Source organism: Rhodoferax sp., from assembly GCF_018063565.1.
Lineage (GTDB): Bacteria > Pseudomonadota > Gammaproteobacteria > Burkholderiales > Burkholderiaceae_C > Rhodoferax.
Map to the genome: position 1 here is coordinate 1 of NZ_JAGPBB010000072.1, position 18964 is coordinate 18964.

Below are 18964 nucleotides of genomic sequence, written 5' to 3' on the forward strand. Positions count from 1 at the left end.
GCACGAGGGCTGGGGTGGTAAGCCTATTTGCTGTCACACATCAAGGCCCCGCTCAGGGAGGAAAAGCGGGGGACAGTAAACTGTCCGGGTCGTAATTTACCAAAGATTCGTGTAAGTTTCAAGCCAGCCAGGCAAATATTTTCAAAATTCGATCAACCAACCCAACTGAAAGTGGCCCATCCATGACACCTTATGCACCCTTCCCGCTTGGCCGACCGCGCCGCCTGCGGCGCGATGGCTTTACCCGCAATCTGGTGCGCGAAAACCTTGTCACACCGAGTGACCTGATTTATCCCGTGTTTGTGGTGGACGGCACACAACAGCGCCAGCCTGTTGCATCCATGCCTGGGGTCGAACGGCTGAGCCTTGACCTGTTGCTGCCGGTGGCCGAAGACTGCGTCAGTCTCGGCATACCGGTGATGGCCCTTTTCCCCGTGATTGACCCGTCACTCAAAACGCCGGACGGTCGCGAGGCTCTGAACCCTGAAGGTCTGGTGCCGCGGGTGGTGCAAGCACTCAAACAGGAGTTTCCTGAACTCGGGATCATGTGTGATGTAGCTTTGGACCCATTTACCAGCCACGGTCAGGATGGTCTGCCAGACCCACGCCCCAGTGAGGCGGGTTACATCATGAACGATGCCACCATCGAAATACTGGTCAAACAGGCGCTCACCCAAGCTGGCGCGGGCGCCGACATCGTTGCGCCCAGCGACATGATGGATGGTCGGATTGGCGCGATCCGCCAGGCACTTGAAGCACAACATTTTGTGCACACCCGCATCATGGCCTATAGCGCCAAGTACGCGTCGGCGTTTTATGGTCCATTTCGAGATGCCGTCGGCTCTGCAGGCAACCTTGGAAAAAGTAACAAGAAGGTTTACCAGATGGACCCAGGCAACAGCGACGAAGCCTTGCGCGAAGTGGCACTGGACATCGCCGAAGGCGCCGACATGGTCATGGTCAAACCCGGGATGCCTTACCTGGACATCGTCCGTCGCGTCAAGGACGCGTTCCGGATTCCGACCTTTGCTTACCAGGTGTCGGGGGAATACGCCATGCTCAAAGCCGCCGCCCAAAACGGCTGGCTCGACCACGACGCGGTCATGATGGAGAGCTTGCTCGCCTTCAAACGCGCCGGTGCCGATGGCGTTCTGACGTATTTTGCTCGCGAAGCAGCCAGATTGATAAAGAAAACATGAGCATCAAATCCTTTCATTCATTGCGCTAGAGTCACATTTTTATCATTCAATCGACTGGTCACAGCCATGCGAGTCTTTTCCATTCAAGGCAATCAGGTTGCTGAACTGAGCGGGGCTCAGTCCACGGACCTGTCCCAGCTGAGCTTGCCAACTCCCGGCTACCTGTGGCTCAGCTGCAGCCGCGCGGAACTCGAGCAATCGCACCTGCCCATTCAGGCCGCACTGCAGCGCTGGTGCTCGCTGCAACTTGTCGACCTGCACCTAGCCGATCTGCTCAATGCCCAATTGCCTTCGCGCTTTGACTACACCTCGCAATACGATTTGCTGGTGTTTCGACGCCTGGCGGTTGGCTCAACCCATCCGGACGACGCGAACGAAGCAAGACCCTCGCCGCCGAGAAAAACAGGCGGCCCACCGATCATGCGGCGCATCGATACCAGTCCGGTCGGCTTTGTCGTGCTGGATCGGGTTCTGCTGACGGTGCACCCACAGGAGTGCGCTTTGCGCGACAGCTACGCCCATCGGCTACTGGTCGCTGGCGGCAACACCATCGCTTCGACGGTGATCCCCGACAGCCGATCAGCTGGCGCACGCGGTGTACCGGGGCATCCGGCCGACCTGATGCTGCGCATCGTCAACCACGCTGTCGATGGTTTTCTGGCCCTGCGCCGCGAGTTGAGTCATCAGCTTGACCACTGGCAGTCCGAGCTGATGGACCCAAAGGCCCGATTTGCCAATTGGCGCACGCTGCTTGACGCACGGCAAACATTGCACCAACTTGATGAGGTCTGCGAGGACCAACGCGGTGCCGTACAGGACTGGATCGAGTCACTCAAGGGCTGGCCCGACAACGATACTCACCTGAGCGGTCACGAACGCGACATGCTGCAGGTGCGCAGTCGCGACGTGCTCGAACACATCGAGCGCGTCGCCCACCATGTCCGCCAGCTGGAGCAGAACGCCGAGACGGCTGTGCAGATTCACTTCAGTGCGCAGAGCCACCGAACCAACGAGATCATGCGCACCCTGACTGTGCTGACAGCCATCTTTCTGCCACTTAACCTGGTTACCGGGTTTTTCGGCATGAATTTCGAATCCATGCCACTCATTCACCAACAGCGTGGCCTATGGTGGGCCATCGGCTTGATGATGGCGGTCGCACTGGGACTGGGCATGTTCTTCTGGCGCAAACGATACCTGACCCGCAGCAGTGGCCGCTGACACAATGTTTATGGCACAACCAGCAGCCGCTGAAAGAACGCCAGGGTCCGTTCACGGGCGAGCGCTGCCGACGGCGCATGGTAGGCAGCTCGGTGGTCGCAGTTAAAGCCATGACTGGCATCGTACAGCTGCAGTTCGACTTCCGGATGCGCCGCTTTGAACCGCTCAACCCCCTCCAACGGGATGGAGTGATCGTTTTGCGCAAAATGCGCCAACACCGGCACCTTGGGCGTGCGGGAGATTTCAGCCACCTGTGTCATGCCGCCGCCGTAATAGGGCACCGCTGCATGGATACCATCCAGTCCACACGCCGCGCGCCAGGCCAACAAACCACCCCAGCAGTAACCCACCACACCAACTCGACCAGTCCGCTTGGCGGCGTAGTCAATGGTGGCCTGGACATCCTGCAACACGCCCGGCACTGGCAGCATTTCGATTTGCGACTTCAATGCAACGCCGGCAGCGATATCGTCAGATGCGTAGCCCATGTCGACATCGGGTTTTACGCGATGAAAGGTCGACGGTGCCAGTGCCAGATAGCCTTGCGCCGCAAATCCATCGGCGACGCTGCGGATGTGTGTATTGACACCAAAAATCTCCTGCAGCACCACCACGGAGCCCAGGGGTTTCACGGCGGGCTCAGCCAGGTAGACCGGAAATACAAATCCGTCTGCAGCGGTCAGTTCAATGGAATGGGACATGAAATTGGCTCCTACTTTCAGCAAAGCAGCATTGTCCAGCGACTTCTCGTTACCATGCTCTCCGGTTGACCCGCTTTGCGGTGATTGACAAAAGCGCCGCGCCATCACCGCAGCCCATCCGGATAAAACACCATGGATTTCAAACCATTCATCACCCTCTTGGCCATCGTCAACCCATTGGCCATTGTCCCGTTTTTCATTCACTACACCCAGGACTTTACGCTGGAGCAACGCCGCCGCACCATCTGGATCGCTTCGCTGAGCTGCTTTGTGGTCATTGCCACCTGTGCCCTGATGGGCTTGCATGTGCTGGAGTTCTTTGGCATTTCGCTGGCCAGTTTCCAGGTCGGTGGCGGCATGTTGCTGCTGACCTCGGCCTTGTCGATGCTCAACGCGCAGCCCGCCGAAGCCAAATCCAACGAGGAAGAAATGCATGACGCCGCAGCACGCGCCAGTATTGCGGTGGTGCCACTCACCATTCCGCTGCTGACCGGTCCGGCCACCATGTCAACCGTGGTGATTTACGCCGAAAAAGCCAAAACCCTGCTGCAACTTGGCACACTTGTTGCCTATGGGCTGGTGATTGCCTTGGCAACAGCCTTGTGTTTCTCTCTGGCGCAGCCAATCGCGCGTGTCCTGGGAAAAACGGGAATCAATGTCATGACTCGACTGATGGGGCTGATACTCGCTGCGCTCGCCGTGGAAGTGATGTCGGATGGACTCATCCTGCTTTTCCCGGTGTTGGGCAAGTAGCCGCCGCCCGGCACGATCCATCCTCACGACTATCTTTCCCAATCACGTTTCACGGTCGGGGTGATCGGTAACTTGTCGCTGTCATGTAACTGCTTCCGTGTGAAAATCACGAAACTTGATTACATGGAGATTGATACATGCCGCGTCGCGCCACCAAAATTGTTGCCACCCTGGGCCCAGCATCCAGTGATCCCGCGCTGCTGGAGCAAATGATTCGTGCCGGTGTCAATGTGGTTCGACTGAATTTCAGCCATGGCAAGGCGCAGGACCACATCGATCGGGCCCGCATGGTGCGCGAAGCGGCAGCACGTGCCGGTCGTGAGGTCGCCATCATGGCCGACCTGCAAGGACCCAAGATTCGCGTGGGCAAATTTGCCGAGGGCAAGATTTTCCTTGAACCCGGGCAGAAATTTGTCATGGATGCGGCTCGAACCGAGCTCGGGGACACCAACTGTGTAGGGTTGGACTACAAATCCTTGCCACGCGAAGTCAAATCAGGCGACGTATTGCTGCTCAATGACGGTCTGATCGTCATCACCGTCGACGAAGTGATTGGCGAGGCGATCCACACCACCGTCAAACTGGGTGGCGAGTTATCCAACAACAAGGGCATCAACAAGCAGGGCGGTGGACTCACGGCACCCGCCCTGACCGCCAAGGACATGGACGATATTCGGACGGCCATGGCTTTTCAGGCTGACTATGTCGCAGTCAGCTTTCCCAAAAGCGCCACGGACATGGAGATGGCTCGTCAGTTGTGCAGTGTCGCTGCAGCAGACAGTGGTCATCGTCCTGGACTAATCGCAAAAATCGAACGTGCCGAGGCCATCCCCAAGATGGAGGAAATCCTGCTGGCCAGCGACGGCATCATGGTGGCACGCGGCGATCTGGCGGTTGAAGTGGGTAACGCGGTGGTCCCTGCCTTGCAAAAACGCATGATCAAGCTCGCACGCGACCACGACCGTGTTGTCATCACTGCCACTCAGATGATGGAGTCCATGATCACCAACCCGGTGCCCACCCGCGCCGAGGTGAGCGATGTCGCCAATGCGGTGCTGGACGGCACCGACGCGGTCATGCTGTCAGCGGAAACCGCTGCGGGCAAGTACCCGCTCGAAACGGTCATCGAGATGGCCAAAATCTGCCATGCAGCAGAGTCTGGCGGGGTGCTGCAGCTCGACGCCGATTTTGCCGGCAAGACCTTCACCCGTATCGACCAAGCCATCGCCATGGGCGCGCTGTTTACCGCGCACCACCTGGGTGCCAAGGCGATTGTGGCGCTCACCGACAGTGGTTCGACTGCTCTGTGGATGAGCCGCCACCTGATCAAGGTGCCAATTTACGCCTTGACATCGAAGGTTGCAACCCAGCGCAAAATGACGCTCTACCGCAACGTGCGTCCGCTCCTGATCGACACCAGCGCCGATCGCGACACAGCGCTGGCCCAAGCTGAAATCGACCTCAAAAAACGCCATATTGTTCAACCCGGTGATGTTTACGCCATCACTTGTGGTGAACCCATGGGAGCGCCTGGCGGCGCCAACATGCTCAAGATATGCCGTGTCGCCTGAGCCTGGCACATCCAGAATCCACATCGACGAGAGTGGCCTGGTGTTTGCGAAGGATCAAACCCTCGCCAAATAACGCGTGACTTCTGCAGGTGCAAGACTAAAATTTGTCTATCGTTAGACCCGTTTCAGTTTTTTCGAATGCGTACATGCCCAATACCAGGGGCGCCTGCCGCGCGCCAATCGTATTGGGTCGTTCGTCACAGCGCACAAGATCTTTACCCCCAGCCCAAGGCAATGGGGTGTGGCTGATACCACTCTAGCAGGTCGGTTTTTTAAACTAGGAGTATCAATGAGCACACCTGTTCCCCACGTCAACGCCCCGAGTCATGTCAAAAATGCAAAGCTGATCGCATGGGTGACCGACATGGTCGCACTGACCCAACCTGCTGCCATTCATTGGTGTGATGGCACAGATGAAGAATACAACAGCCTCTGCCAATTGCTGGTGGACGGCGGCACGTTCAAGAAGCTCAATCCGGCCAAGCGCCCCAACAGTTTTTTGGCATGTAGCGACCCCAGCGACGTAGCCCGTGTCGAAGACCGGACGTTTATTTGCAGCGAGCAGAAAGAAAATGCCGGTCCCACCAACAACTGGATGGCCCCGGCCGAGATGCGTGCCCTGCTGCAAACCGGGCAGGCCGACGGCACCAAGGCCCTTTTCGACGGCTGCATGAAGGGCCGCACGCTGTATGTGATTCCGTTCAGCATGGGCCCATTGGGCAGTCCGATTGCCCATATCGGGCTGGAATTGTCTGACAGCGCTTACGTGGCCGTGAACATGAAGATCATGACGCGCATGGGAAAAGCCGTATACGACGTGCTCGGCTCCGATGGGGAATTTGTGCCATGCATGCACACCGTGGGGGCTCCGCTGGAAGTCGGTCAAAAGGATGTGACCTGGCCTTGCAACCCCAACAAGTACATTGTTCACTACCCCGAAACCCGTGAGATCTGGAGCTTTGGTTCTGGCTATGGCGGCAACGCTTTGCTGGGAAAGAAGTGCTTCGCTCTGCGCATTGCCTCCAACATGGCGCGCGACGAAGGCTGGCTTGCTGAGCACATGATGATTCTGGGGGCCACCAACCCGCAAGGCAAAAAACACTATGTGGCAGCGGCCTTCCCCAGTGCCTGCGGCAAAACCAACTTCGCCATGCTGGTGCCACCGGCCGGTTTTGACGGCTGGTCAATCACCACCGTGGGCGATGACATTGCCTGGATCAAGCCAGGGGCCGATGGCAAGCTCTACGCCATCAACCCTGAAGCCGGCTACTTCGGCGTCGCGCCTGGCACCAATATGCTGACCAACCCCAACTGCATGCGCAGTCTGGACAAGAACGTCATCTACACCAACGTGGCACTCACCGATGATGGTGATGTATGGTGGGAAGGCATGGAGCATGATGTGCCAGGGCAGAAGCTCCCCGATCACCTGATCGACTGGAAAGGCAACGACTGGACCCCTGAAATCGCCAAAACCACAGGTGCCAAGGCCGCACACCCCAATTCGCGCTTTACCGTGTCTGCCGTCAACAACCCGGCGCTCGACACCGAATGGGATAACCCGGCGGGTGTGCCGATTGATGCGTTCATGTTTGGCGGTCGGCGCGCCACCACGGTGCCGCTGGTGACCGAGGCACGCAGCTGGGTCGACGGTGTTTACATGGCCGCCACCATGGGCTCGGAAACCACCGCAGCGGCCGTAGGTCAGGCTGGCGTGGTACGGCGCGACCCCTTCGCCATGTTGCCGTTTACAGGCTACAACATGAGTGACTACTTCCAGCACTGGCTCACCCTGGGTGCAAAACTGGAAGCTCAGGGCGTCAAGTTGCCCAAGATCTACACCACCAACTGGTTCCGCAAAGGTCCGGATGGCAAATTTGCCTGGCCCGGCTATGGCGAAAATATGCGCGTGCTCAAGTGGATTCTGGACCGCCTGGACGGTACCTCTCCGCAAGGGCAGGAACACTTTTTCGGTATCAGCCCAGCCTACGAGGCGCTCAACTGGAAAGGTTTGAACTTCACTGCAGAGCAGTTCAAGACCGTGACCAGCATCGACAAGGCGGCCTGGAAAGAAGAAATGGCACTGCACGACGAGCTGTTCGACAAGCTGGCCTACCACCTGCCCAAGGAGCTGGTGGCAACCAAACAACGAATTGAGGCAGCACTGGCCTGATTCCACGCCTCAGCCCTGCTGGCTGCGTACTTCAAAGCCACCTCCGCGGTGGCTTTTTTGCTGGGTCGCCGCCAACCGATGCCGTTAACCCGGCACCCAGAGCAGCAAAGCCAACAATTGCGGCGCCACAATGCGCAAAAACATCACCAGCGGGTAAACCGTCACATACGACAGGGCCGCTGCGCCGCTGGTGGGGTGCATGGCGTTGGCAAACGCCAGCGCCGGAGGGTCCGTCATGGAGCCTGCCAACAAACCACACAGGGACAGATAATTGGTTTTGCCAAACATCCGGGCCAGCAGACCCACGGTCATCAAGGGCAACAGGGTGATCAAGGCACCATACAGCAGCCAACTGACGCCTGGGCCTTGCAGCAAGGTTTCGAGAAACTGCCCGCCTGACTTCAGCCCCACCACCGCCAGAAACAGCACAATCCCCAGTTCACGCAACGCCAGATTGGCACTGGGCGGCATAAACCAGTGCAAGGTACCGACACTGCCAATGCGTGACACGATCAATGCCACAACCAACGGACCGCCAGCCAGCCCGAGTTTGAGCGCAGCCGGAATGCCTGGCAGATAAAACGGGATGGAACCCAGCAACACCCCCAGCCCGATGCCGATAAACACCGGCAGCATATGAACCTGCTGCAGTTTCTGATGGGCGTTGCCCATCATGCCCGCGACCACATCGATCGAGTCCGGGCGACCGACCAGATTCAGGATATCGCCAAACTGTAACGTGGTGCTGGGCTCGGGTACGAGTTCCACGCCTGCGCGGTTCAGGCGCGAGATCACCACATCGTAGGTTTGGGTGAGTGCCAGTTCGATCAAACTTTTCCCAATCACCTTGACGTTCGTCACGACCACCCGCTCCACCCGGAGATCAGTTCCGTGGGTGGACAGCGAGGTCTCGACTTCCTCGCCAATCACCAACTGCACCTGGCGCAGCGTGTCAGCGTCTCCCACCAAGTGCAGGGTATCACCGGTCTGCAGTGCTGTGTCTGGACGTGGCACACTGAGGGTATCTCCGCGTTTCAGCCGCGAGCAAATCACTTTGCCGTCGGCCAACAGGGGCACATCTTTGAGCGCCAAACCATTGAGATTGGTATTGCGCAGCGCCACATTCAGGGTGGCCAGGCTGGCGCGTGAACGACCTGCCTGCGCCTCAAACTCCAGCGCCTCGGCGTTGACATCGACCTGAAAAATCAGCCGGATCAACCACATGGACAGCAATATGCCGCAGATGCCAAATGGATAGGCCATCGCATAGGCCATACCCATGCCCGAAACACTTAGCGCCGACGCCCCCAATTCAGTCAGAATTTGTTGCCCGGCCCCAAGTGAAGGCGTATTGGTGACCGCTCCCGAGAAAATGCCCAGCACCACGGGTAACGGTACATCAAGTCCCTTGTTCAGGGCAGCCGCCACGGCACAACCGAGCAACACCAAAAGCGCCGCAAAACCGTTGAGCCTGAGTCCGCTGCTGCGCAATGATGAGAAGAAGCCCGGCCCCACCTGGATGCCAATGCTGTAAACGAACAGGATCAGCCCGAACTCCTGCACAAAGTGCAAGGTATGCAAATCCAGCGCAATGCCTTGCTGGTGAACAAAGTGACCCACAAAAATGCCACCGAACAACACTCCGCCAATGCCCAGTCCAACGCCCTTGAACTCAAAACCGCCCAGCCACAAACCCAGCACCGCAACCAGCGCCAGCAAGCTGACCGAAATCGCCACATCACTCATGATTAAAACCTTTGTTCGGCCACGCGGGATGGCCGTTTGACGCCCTTGACTTGCCGCCTGGGTTATCTTGAAAGCTTGCGGCCGTTTCAACCAAAATCCGACAAGACACAGCCCAAAACGGCTGCATGAGGTACAAGACGTTCGCACACTTAAATAAAGTTAGTTGATTTTATAGAAAGCACGCGCCTGGCAGGGGATTTCCCGCCCTTCGTTTGCGCTGGATTAAGTCGGCTGTTGCATCCATCGCTAAAATTGGGCGGTTCAACCTGTCGTTTTAACCTCCAAAGGACATCATCATGGCTCTTGTTTCTATGCGCGAACTGCTTGACCACGCCGCTGTAAATGGCTATGGCATCCCGGCCTTCAACGTCAACAACCTCGAGCAAGTGCAGGCTGTCATGTCCGCCGCCGACGAAGTGGGCTCCCCGGTGATTCTGCAAGCCAGCGCGGGTGCGCGCAAATACGCGGGCGAGGCCTTTATCAAACACCTGATTCAAGCCGCCATCGAGAGCTATCCCCATATTCCACTGGTGATGCATCAGGACCATGGGCAAAGCCCGGCAATTTGCCAAGGAGCTATCAACCTGGGCTTTTCTTCCGTCATGATGGACGGCAGCCTCGAAGGCGACGGCAAGACCATTGCCAGCTTCGAGTACAACGTTGAAGTCACCCGCAAAGTGGTCGACATGGCCCATGCCGTCGGCGTCACCGTCGAAGGTGAGTTGGGCTGTCTTGGCAGCCTTGAGACCATGAAAGGCGACAAGGAAGATGGTCACGGCACCGACGCGACCATGACACGCGAACAGATGCTCACCAACCCCGAACAGGCTGCCGAGTTTGTCAAACGCACACAACTGGATGCGCTGGCCATTGCCATCGGTACCAGCCATGGCGCTTACAAGTTCACCCGCAAGCCCACTGGCGACATTCTGGCCATCGATCGCGTCATGGAAATCCACGCCCGCCTGCCCAACACCCATCTGGTGATGCACGGCTCTTCCAGCGTGCCACAGGAGTCACTGGCGCTCATCAATCAGTACGGCGGCAAGATGAAAGAAACTTACGGTGTGCCAGTCGAAGAGATCCAGAAGGCGATCCAGTACGGTGTGCGCAAAATCAACATCGACACCGATATCCGCCTGGCCATGACCGCAGCGGTGCGCAAGTACCTTTTTGAAAACCCGGACAAGTTTGATGCGCGCGACTGGCTCAAGCCCGCCCGCGAAGCTGCCAAGCAGCTGTGCAAACAGCGCTACCTTGAATTCGGCTGCGAAGGCCAGGCCGCCAAGATCAAAGGTGACAGCCTGAGTGTGGTCGCCACCCGGTACGCCAGCGGTGCGCTGGCCCAAGTGGTCCAGTAAACCCGCACATCGCATGGATCACCCCGCCAATGGCAGAGGCCACTGGCGGGGTTTTTTGTGTACCGCCCATGCCAGCATTTGTTGCATTTTTCCTGGTCACGCTGCCCTGGCTCAATCCGTTTTCGCCCGGGCCTACCAGTGCCGTTGGCCCGCTGTTGTTTGCCTGGCTGTGCGCTGCCGGAGTATTGCTGGCTTTTGCCTTTGATCGGCAACAAGGCCAGTCTGAACGCATGGTGCGCGCCATTGCGCTGGCGTGGCTGAGCGCCGCAAGTTTGAGTGCCTTGATCGGCTTGCTGCAATATTTTGGTGCAACAGCGGCGTTTGGCGTCTGGATGAACCATACCGATGTGGGCGAAGCCTTTGGCCATCTGCGCCAACGCAATCAGTTCGCAACCTTGATCAATCTGGGCCTGCTGGCGCTGGTCTGGTGGCATCTTCAAAGCCGCCCCACGCCCTCGATGCTCTGGTTACATGCCTGTCTGGCCGCTTTGCTGGGCGTGGCGAACGCGGCCTCGTCGTCGCGTACCGGCCTGATTCAACTGGTTCTGGTGGTTTTGTTGTTGCTCTGGTGGCGCCCCGGCCAGGTTGCCGGGGGACGTCCCACCGACAAGACGCCAGCCACCGCATGGCTGCTCATCCCCGCGGTCACCGTGCTGGCCTATATGACAGCAACGCTGGCACTACCCCTATTGGCCGGTCTGGATCCCCTGAACAGTGGTGCCTGGGCACGCCTGCGCGCCGGCGATGCGGCGTGTTTCAGCCGTTTGACGCTGTGGCGCAATGTATTGCATCTGATTGCCGAGAAACCCTGGCTGGGCTGGGGTTGGGGTGAACTGGACTACGCCCACTTCATCACACTGTACCCCGGCCAGCGCTTCTGCGACATCCTGGACAACGCTCACAACCTGCCCCTGCACCTGGCGGTCGAACTCGGTGTGCCCGTCGCGCTTTTGGCGTGTGGCGTGGCGCTTGGACTGATCTGGCATGGCCGCCCGTGGCGGGAGTCCGATCCCAGCCGTCAATTGGCTTGGGCGGTGCTGGCCATCGTCGGCTTGCACAGCCTGCTGGAGTATCCCCTTTGGTACGGTCCGTTCCAAATGGCCGTGGGACTGAGTCTATGGCTCCTGTGGTGGCACCCCGGCCGGCACAGGTACGACATAAGAATCAGACGTTTTAGCCTTCTAGCACAATACAGCAAAGTATTTATTGCTACAATTTTAATTGTATTTTGTGGTGTCAGCGGTTGGAATTATTACCTGGCGAGCCAGATTTACCAGAACCCGCAAGACCGACTGGCAGCGTACCGTGTTGATACCGTGAACAAGACACGCAATGTCTGGCTATTTGGCGACCAGGTGCGCTTTGCCGACCTGACCCTGACCGAGGTGAGCGCTGCCAACGCGGAATCCTTGCATGCCCTGGCCCTGGATATGCTCCACTTTTCACCCGAAGCCCGGGTGGTTGAAAAATTGCTGGACACCGCCGTGGTGCGCAAGCAATATGACGAGGTCGCCTTTTTTGCAGCCCGGATGAAAATCGCTTTTCCTGCCGATTATGCCGCCTGGATCAGCCAAAACACGGACCTGCCCGAAACACGCTGAACCGGATCAGCGCACAAAACTGCCCGACTTGCCGCCGTGTTTCTCCAGTAACTTGACGTCGGTCATCACCATGCCGCGGTCAACTGCTTTGCACATGTCGTAAATGGTGAGCAGTGCCACCTGCACAGCGGTCAGCGCCTCCATCTCGACACCGGTCTGCCCGACCGTTTCTACTGTTGCGGTGCAAGTGACCGCTGCCGCTTGACCCCCTTGCGCTTCCAACAGCTCAAAAGCAAGGGCCACCCGCGTCAGCGCCAACGGGTGGCACAGCGGAATCAACTCACTGGTTTTCTTGGCTGCCATGATGCCCGCGATTCGGGCGATGCCCAGCACATCACCCTTTTTGTGGTTGCCGGAGGTGATCAGCGCCAGTGTTGCCGGCTCCATCTGGATTCGGCCGCTGGCGATACCGATCCGATGGGTTGCGGCCTTGGCGGCGACATCGACCATGTGGGCTTGGCCCTGAGCGTCAAAATGGGTGAGGGAATTCATGGGGAGAGGATACAGAACCTTTACACAAGACTGGCATCATACGGGTATGACACAAGCAATTCGTGCGTCCATCCACCCCCGGCCCGGCAAAACGACTGCCATTTTTCGCTCGAATATGGCTTTACCGCATATTGAGAAAGCACTGAACGCTCTCTTTATTATTGCGTCTGCGTGGACGTTACCGGTTTCAGCGCAGGCCCAGCAGACAGGTGGCACGCCCGTGCCAGTTGCCACCGCGACGGCATTGCCGCTGCTGGGCGACGGCAGCGAGATGAGCAGCAACGAGGAGCGGCGACTGGGTGACCGCATCGTGCGCGAGCTGTATCGTGACCCGGATTATTTTGACGACCCGGTGCTGACCGACTATGTGCAGGATATCTGGCAGCCCCTGCTGGCGGCAGCGCGTTTGCGTGGTGACCTCAGTACCGAACTTGACGAGCGCTTTGCCTGGCAAATTCTGCTGGGGCGTGACCGCAGCGTCAACGCGTTTGCTCTGCCGGGCGGCTACCTGGGTCTGAACCTCGGCTTGCTGGCCGTGGTGACCAGCCGAGATGAACTGGCCTCTGTACTTGGTCATGAGCTCAGTCACGTCACTCAACGCCACATATCACGCCTGATGACAAAAAACAGCCAGCAAACTCCGTGGCTGATTGGTGCCATGATTCTGGGGGCGCTGGCAGCCAGCAAAGGCAACAGTTCCGGTGAAGCGCTGATGGTCGGTGGCCAGGCGTTGTCCGCCCAGTCCCAGCTGAATTTCTCACGCGACATGGAGCGCGAGGCAGACCGCATCGGCTTTGGCGTGATGACCCAGGCCGGTTTTGAAGCGACCGGTTTTGTCAGCATGTTTGACAAGTTGCAGCAAGCAGCGCGACACAACGACAGCGGTGCCTACCCCTATCTGCGCAGTCACCCATTGACCACCGAGCGCATTGCCGACATGCACTCGCGACTGCCGCTGGGCAGCACGCACGGCACGGCACCCGTACCCACCGTGCTGCACGCCATGATGGTGGCGCGCGCGCGGGTACTGGCCAACTCAGGGGTGGATACGCTGCGCACGTGGCAAGCCCAGGTGAATGACGCGGCGTTCTCAGCGCTAGCACCGGCAGCACAAGCAGGTTTGCTGTACGGTGCGACGCTGGCCGCCAGTCGCTTGCGAGACCCGGCTTTGAGCCAACGCAATGTGCAGCGCCTGCAAGGGCTGGTCGCCAGCGACGCCGCTGCCCTGACACAAGCCCGCTGGCTGGGTGTTGAGATGCTGCTGGCAGCCAATCAAGGCAAGCCGACAAACCCCGGACTGACTCCGTTGGCCGCTCTGTCACCTTGGGCAGGGGTGGGCAAACAGCCACGGGCTAGGTTGTTTCTGCAGACTCAGGTGGCACTGCAAAACCCTGACGCCGCGACGCTGGAGACCGCTGCGCAAGGTTTGCAGGACCGGGTCGCAAGCCACGCCCAGGACGCGGCAGCCTGGCATTGGCTGGCCCGTGTTTATGCCGCACAAAACCAGCCGCTGCGCGCCCTGCGGGCGCAGGCTGAAGAACGGGTGGCCCAGTTCGATTACACAGGCGCGCTGGACCGATTGCGCGCCGCACAGGAACAGCACCATGACCGCAGCACAAAACCTGACAACGCCGAACACATCGACGCTTCCATCATCGACACCCGCCGGCGGCAGGTCGAGGCACTACTTAAGGAACAGGCGCTCGACCGCTGAGTCGATCACGATGCCAAACACCGAATAGATCAGGGAACCCAACAGCGCAGCAGCAAAACTGCGCACATGAAATCCGTCCAGCACACCGGCGGCGGACCAAAACATCAGCGCATTGATCACAAACAGGAACAGGCCCAGCGTCACCAGCGTGACTGGCAGTGTCAGCACCACCAGCACCGGGCGCAGCACCATGTTGAACAGCCCGATGACAAAGGCCGCCATCAGTGCCGCACCAAAGCTGCTCACCGAAACACCTTCATACAGGTAGGCCACACACAACAGGGCGGCCGCGCTGAGCAGCCATTTGACAATCAGTTTCATGATGGGCAGCTTAGCACGTTCGGCGAGGTGGCCGGGCTATGATTCGCCCCCCATGGCCGCCATTCACATCACCGACATCGAGGCCGCCATCAACCATTGGCGCCACTTGCAACCGTCTGACGACGGGTTTTCTCTGGCGCCTGAAATCGGTGCGCTGGCGCAGATTTACGCCGAAATGGCCTTGCAACACCAGCTTTTGGTTGAGGAAACCCGGCTCACACCGCTGGCTCTGGCGGCCTGGCTGGCCTGGTATCACACCACACCAGACACCCCTTGCATTGCCATCTGCTCCACCAGCCAGGGTGACGAGGTTTGCAAGGGATGCGGTCGCAGTTTTGCCGAAGTGCAATACTGGACCGAAATGCGGCCGGTTGAAAAACGCGCGGTCTGGCAACGCATCAGCCACCAGCGAACCGCCTTGCGATTCAACAAATACGCTGAGCGCGCTGCTGAATCAAAGGCCTGTCGGAACCCGGATTAGAGCGAAATACCGCCGGAGACTTCCATCACCTCGCCATTGACATAGCTGGCCTCGTCACTGGCGAGGAAGGCGTAGACATTGGCAATCTCTTCGGGTTTGCCAATGCGGCGCAGGTGCACCTTGGCACTGAGGTCGGCCAGCACTTTCTCGGGCATGGCGGCCACCATCGGCGTGGCGATAAAGCCAGGTGCCACCGCGTTGATACGCACGCCCTTGGGACCCAACTCACGCGCCCAGGTCTTGGTAAAGCCAATCACGCCAAACTTGGTGGCGGCGTAATTGGTTTGCCCGAAATTACCATACAGACCCACCACCGAACTGGCGTTGAGAATGGCACCGCTGCCCTGTGCCACCATGCCATCGGCCACCGCCTGAGTGCAGTTGAATACACCTTTCAGGTTCACATCGATCACTTTGTCAAACTGCTCGGAGGTCATTTTCTGCAGGCGGGCGTCTTGTGTGATGCCGGCGTTGTTGACCAGCACATCGATGCGGCCAAACTTGGCCTTGACCTGAGCCACCACATCGTCCACCACGGCGCGCTGGGTCACGTCCATGACAAAACCCTCTGCTGTCGCACCGAGGGCGCGGCACTGTGCCACGGCTTCATCGACGCTGGCCTGCTTGACGTCGCAGATGATCACGATAGCTCCCTCGGCCGCAAACTTGAGTGCGGTTGCCAGGCCAATACCTTGCGCGGCACCGGTAATGATGGAAACCTTGTTGGTAAGACGTGCTGTCATGATTCAATCCTTGGTTAGTAGAAACCCTAGGATTTTAGAAGCCGGACTTTGCACGAAATTGACACGCCGCAAACAAGTCCACAAGAAATCGCGCCGCAGGCGGTTAGCGCGCCGTTTCATTCGCGATGTGCGTGATCGAGGGCCTGTTCAATGTCGGTCAGAATGTCCGACGGGTCTTCCAACCCGACCGACAACCGCACCAGTCCTTCACTGATGCCATGGGCAGCGCGCTCCTCAGGCGTGTAGGTGGCGTGTGTCATGCTGGCCGGGTGTTGCGCCAGGGTCTCAGCATCGCCCAGGCTCACGGCACGGGTCACAAGCTGCAGCGCGTCCATGAAACGCACCCCGGCCGGGAGGCCACCCCGCAATTCAAACGCCACCATGCCGCCAAACTGACTCATTTGACGACGCGCAAGTTCATATTGCGGAAAGTCTGGCAATCCGGGGAAGTACACCCGCTCGGTGGCGGCATGCCGATGTAGCAGTTCCGCCACTTTTTGCGCGCTCTGGCAATGACGATCCATGCGCAGACTCAGGGTTTTCAGGCCTCGCATGACCAGATGCGCATCCTGTGACGACATGACAGCACCGGTCATGTCTTTCAGACCGAACACACGCACATGCATGGCCAATTCAGCGTCTGCAAAAACGGCAGCACCAGCCATCAGGTCACCGTGTCCACCCAGATACTTGGTCACCGAATGCAGGCTCACATCGGCACCCAGGGTCAGCGGACGCTGCAGATAAGGGGTGCAGTAAGTGTTGTCAACGACCACCTTCACACCGGCCTGATGGGCAATGGCCGACACCGCGGCAATATCGATCAGACGCATATTGGGGTTGGCCGGTGTTTCAAAGTACAACACCCGTGTTTTGGGGCCGATCGCCAGCGCCAGCTGCTGCGGGTCGGTCAGGTCGATGTGCCGGGTTGTCACACCAAACTGGGTCAGCCCGTGATTGAGCAGCGAGAAAGTGCAGCCATACAGTGTCAGGTCAGCCAGCACTTCGTCACCCTGCTGCAACATGGACCATAAGGTGGAACTGATGGCCCCCATGCCCGAGCTGAACACCACAGCGGCAGCCCCTTCCTCCAGGCTGGCCAATCGTGACTCCAGCAGCGCCAGCGTCGGATTTCCAACCCGGCTGTAAAAATACCCTGCCTCGGTTCCGGCAAAACACCGTGCGCCATAGGCCACATCCGGAAACGCATAGGTCGCCGAGGTGTAAATGGGTGGCACCAGTGCGCCATGGTGGTCGGCCGCCTGGTAGCCGTGATGGATGGCGCGGGTACTGAAACCGCCGGGTCGATTCTGCTGACTGGACATAAGTTGCTCCGTTACAAGAGCGAAATTCTGGATCGTTTGGCCAGGCAAAAGATTGCTAATTTGAACCAAAATTTCGCAATCATTGGATTAATTTGTTTATATTTATAGACTTTCCAGCAAACAATTCCAATCAGCTCCACAGCAAACTGCCGGACCAGTTCTTGACCCATTCGCCGCCATGTCACACCCACTACCCAAACTTGACGCCATTGACCGTCAACTGCTTCAAGCTCTGCAACAGAACGGTCGCGCCACCGTGGGCGAACTGGCCGAAATGGTGTCGCTGTCACCGTCTCCGTGCTGGCGCCGGGTGAAACTGCTCGAGGAGTCCGGGCTGGTCGAGGGCTACCACGCGCGACTGAGCCGCCGACAGCTCGGGTACGGCGTCACCGGGTTTGTGCAGTTACAAATGGAAAACCACACCTCGCAGGCGACCGAGGCATTCGAGCGCGAGGTGGTGGCCCTGCCACAGGTGTTGTCCTGCCACAACCTGTCGGGCCGATACGACTATCAACTCGAAGTTGTGGCCCAGGACCTGGAGAGTTTTGCCGATTACCTTCGCACCCGCATCCGTGCCCTGCCCGGTGTGCGTGAGGTTTCAACCAGCTTTTCACTCAAGGAGGTTAAACGCTCGCGCAGTCTGCCAATCGACGGCGCGTCGTGACAAAAAGTGGCTCAGACCGGGTAGATCTTGACCGGTCGGGTCGCCACCGGGAAGCCTGCTGCTCCCAGCGTGTCAGCGATGGCCTTGTTGGTGTCGAAATAGACCTGCCAATAATGGTTGGTGTGGCAATACGGGCGAACCGCAAGTTTGGGACCAAACTCGTTGAACTCCAGAATTTCAACGTCCACCACGGGGGATGCGGCGATGTTGGGCACCTGGCTGACCGCGTCCTTGAGTAAACCGATGGCCTTGTGCACATCCGCACTGCCCGCCAGTTGCGCCACCAGTTCGACGCGGCGAAAAGCATTGGCGGAATAGTTCTTGATGTCCGCGCCCATGATCTTGCCGTTACCCACAACGGTCTTCACGTTGTCAGGTGTGGTCAGTGTGGTGCCAAACAGGCCGAGTTCCATCACCGTGCCTTCCACACCACCGACCATCACGTAGTCACCCACCTGGTACGGACGCAAAACCAGCAAAAAGATGCCAGAGGCAAAGTTGCCCAGAAGCCCGCTCCAGGCGGCGCCAATGGCCACACCCGCACCCGCCACCAGCGCTGCAAACGAGGTCGTTTCGACACCAAAGTAGCCCAAAATCGCCACCACCAGGATGATGTTGAGCGACACGGTGATGAAGCTCACCAGATACCTCTGCACGGTGGGGTCGAGCTTTTGTCGCGTCATGGCCGCACCGACCAGCCTGGAAACCATGCTGATTAGCCAGCGGCCGATGATAAAAACGGCGATGGCACCCAGCACCTTGAGCCCGAACGTCAGCAAAATGGGCTGAATCTGATCAACCCAGGTGGTGATTTTTCCTGTATCCATAGTTACTCCAATGTCAGTCAAAGAACACAATCAAGGACGCGCGGCATACTACCAGCAAACCATGACGCTGT

The 18964-nt window shown here is 58.6% G+C and carries 17 protein-coding genes; 10 read left to right on the top strand and 7 right to left on the bottom strand.

Annotated elements, in window-relative coordinates:
* Positions 1 to 182 precede the first annotated feature (182 nt).
* A complete protein-coding gene (gene hemB / locus KBF66_RS14745) occupies positions 183 to 1199 on the top strand; it encodes a porphobilinogen synthase (protein ID WP_296658591.1) in 1017 nt (338 codons plus the stop codon).
* Between the two features lie 66 nt (positions 1200 to 1265).
* Positions 1266 to 2420 carry a magnesium transporter CorA family protein gene (locus KBF66_RS14750; RefSeq protein ID WP_296658595.1) on the top strand — a complete coding sequence of 385 codons (1155 nt, stop codon included), beginning with the start codon at positions 1266 to 1268 and terminating at the stop codon, positions 2418 to 2420.
* Between the two features lie 8 nt (positions 2421 to 2428).
* Here the strand turns inward: KBF66_RS14750 and KBF66_RS14755 are convergent, their stop codons facing one another.
* A complete protein-coding gene (locus tag KBF66_RS14755; RefSeq protein ID WP_296658597.1) occupies positions 2429 to 3121 on the bottom strand; it encodes a dienelactone hydrolase family protein in 693 nt (230 codons plus the stop codon).
* Between the two features lie 132 nt (positions 3122 to 3253).
* On the opposite strand from KBF66_RS14755, the gene KBF66_RS14760 reads away from it, so the two are divergent.
* From KBF66_RS14760 to KBF66_RS14770, 3 genes are all read left to right on the top strand, one after another.
* Positions 3254 to 3874: a MarC family protein gene (locus KBF66_RS14760; protein WP_296658601.1), complete on the top strand. Its 621-nt coding sequence runs from the start codon at positions 3254 to 3256 to the stop codon at positions 3872 to 3874.
* A 137-nt stretch (positions 3875 to 4011) separates the two neighbouring features.
* Positions 4012 to 5445: a pyruvate kinase gene (gene pyk / locus KBF66_RS14765; RefSeq protein ID WP_296658605.1), complete on the top strand. Its 1434-nt coding sequence runs from the start codon at positions 4012 to 4014 to the stop codon at positions 5443 to 5445.
* Between the two features lie 289 nt (positions 5446 to 5734).
* Entirely contained in the window at positions 5735 to 7618 is a 1884-nt protein-coding gene (locus KBF66_RS14770) for a phosphoenolpyruvate carboxykinase (GTP) (protein ID WP_296658607.1), read from the top strand.
* 84 nt (positions 7619 to 7702) lie between these two features.
* Here KBF66_RS14770 and KBF66_RS14775 read toward each other — a convergent pair whose 3' ends face one another.
* A complete protein-coding gene (locus tag KBF66_RS14775; protein WP_296658609.1) occupies positions 7703 to 9364 on the bottom strand; it encodes a putative transporter in 1662 nt (553 codons plus the stop codon).
* 296 nt (positions 9365 to 9660) lie between these two features.
* Here KBF66_RS14775 and fba point away from each other — a divergent pair, with 296 nt between their 5' ends.
* Both fba and KBF66_RS14785 read left to right on the top strand, forming a co-directional pair.
* Positions 9661 to 10725 carry a class II fructose-bisphosphate aldolase gene (fba, locus tag KBF66_RS14780; protein ID WP_296658612.1) on the top strand — a complete coding sequence of 355 codons (1065 nt, stop codon included), beginning with the start codon at positions 9661 to 9663 and terminating at the stop codon, positions 10723 to 10725.
* Between the two features lie 68 nt (positions 10726 to 10793).
* Entirely contained in the window at positions 10794 to 12326 is a 1533-nt protein-coding gene (locus KBF66_RS14785; RefSeq protein WP_296658617.1) for an O-antigen ligase family protein, read from the top strand.
* Positions 12327 to 12332: 6 nt separating this feature from the next.
* Here the strand turns inward: KBF66_RS14785 and moaC are convergent, their stop codons facing one another.
* On the bottom strand, positions 12333 to 12818 hold the full coding sequence (gene moaC / locus KBF66_RS14790) for a cyclic pyranopterin monophosphate synthase MoaC (RefSeq protein ID WP_296658620.1): 486 nt from the start codon (positions 12816 to 12818) through the stop codon (positions 12333 to 12335).
* Positions 12819 to 12933: 115 nt separating this feature from the next.
* Between moaC and KBF66_RS14795 the strand changes: the two genes are divergently transcribed.
* Positions 12934 to 14532, top strand: coding sequence for a M48 family metalloprotease (locus KBF66_RS14795; RefSeq protein WP_296658644.1), 1599 nt, complete (start codon positions 12934 to 12936; stop codon positions 14530 to 14532).
* Here KBF66_RS14795 and KBF66_RS14800 read toward each other — a convergent pair.
* Positions 14503 to 14853: a phage holin family protein gene (locus KBF66_RS14800; protein ID WP_296658623.1), complete on the bottom strand. Its 351-nt coding sequence runs from the start codon at positions 14851 to 14853 to the stop codon at positions 14503 to 14505. The two genes, KBF66_RS14795 and KBF66_RS14800, sit on opposite strands and share 30 nt — an antisense overlap.
* A 52-nt stretch (positions 14854 to 14905) precedes the next feature.
* Between KBF66_RS14800 and KBF66_RS14805 the strand changes: the two genes are divergently transcribed.
* A complete protein-coding gene (locus KBF66_RS14805; RefSeq protein ID WP_296658627.1) occupies positions 14906 to 15334 on the top strand; it encodes a DUF3717 domain-containing protein in 429 nt (142 codons plus the stop codon).
* On the opposite strand, the gene fabG is transcribed toward KBF66_RS14805, so the two are convergent.
* Both fabG and KBF66_RS14815 read right to left on the bottom strand, forming a co-directional pair.
* Positions 15331 to 16077 (bottom strand): 3-oxoacyl-ACP reductase FabG, encoded by a 747-nt coding sequence (gene fabG, locus KBF66_RS14810; protein ID WP_296658629.1) that lies wholly within the window; start codon positions 16075 to 16077, stop codon positions 15331 to 15333. The genes KBF66_RS14805 and fabG overlap by 4 nt on opposite strands.
* A gap of 116 nt (positions 16078 to 16193) precedes the next feature.
* Positions 16194 to 17402: a methionine gamma-lyase gene (locus tag KBF66_RS14815; RefSeq protein WP_296658633.1), complete on the bottom strand. Its 1209-nt coding sequence runs from the start codon at positions 17400 to 17402 to the stop codon at positions 16194 to 16196.
* A 178-nt stretch (positions 17403 to 17580) separates the two neighbouring features.
* Here KBF66_RS14815 and KBF66_RS14820 point away from each other — a divergent pair, with 178 nt between their 5' ends.
* The gene (locus tag KBF66_RS14820) at positions 17581 to 18066 is read left to right on the top strand and encodes an Lrp/AsnC family transcriptional regulator (protein ID WP_296658636.1); all 486 of its coding nucleotides are present in this window, start codon (positions 17581 to 17583) and stop codon (positions 18064 to 18066) included.
* Positions 18067 to 18077: 11 nt separating this feature from the next.
* Here the strand turns inward: KBF66_RS14820 and KBF66_RS14825 are convergent, their stop codons facing one another.
* Entirely contained in the window at positions 18078 to 18893 is an 816-nt protein-coding gene (locus tag KBF66_RS14825; RefSeq protein ID WP_296658639.1) for a mechanosensitive ion channel family protein, read from the bottom strand.
* Between the last annotated feature and the right edge of the window lie 71 nt (positions 18894 to 18964).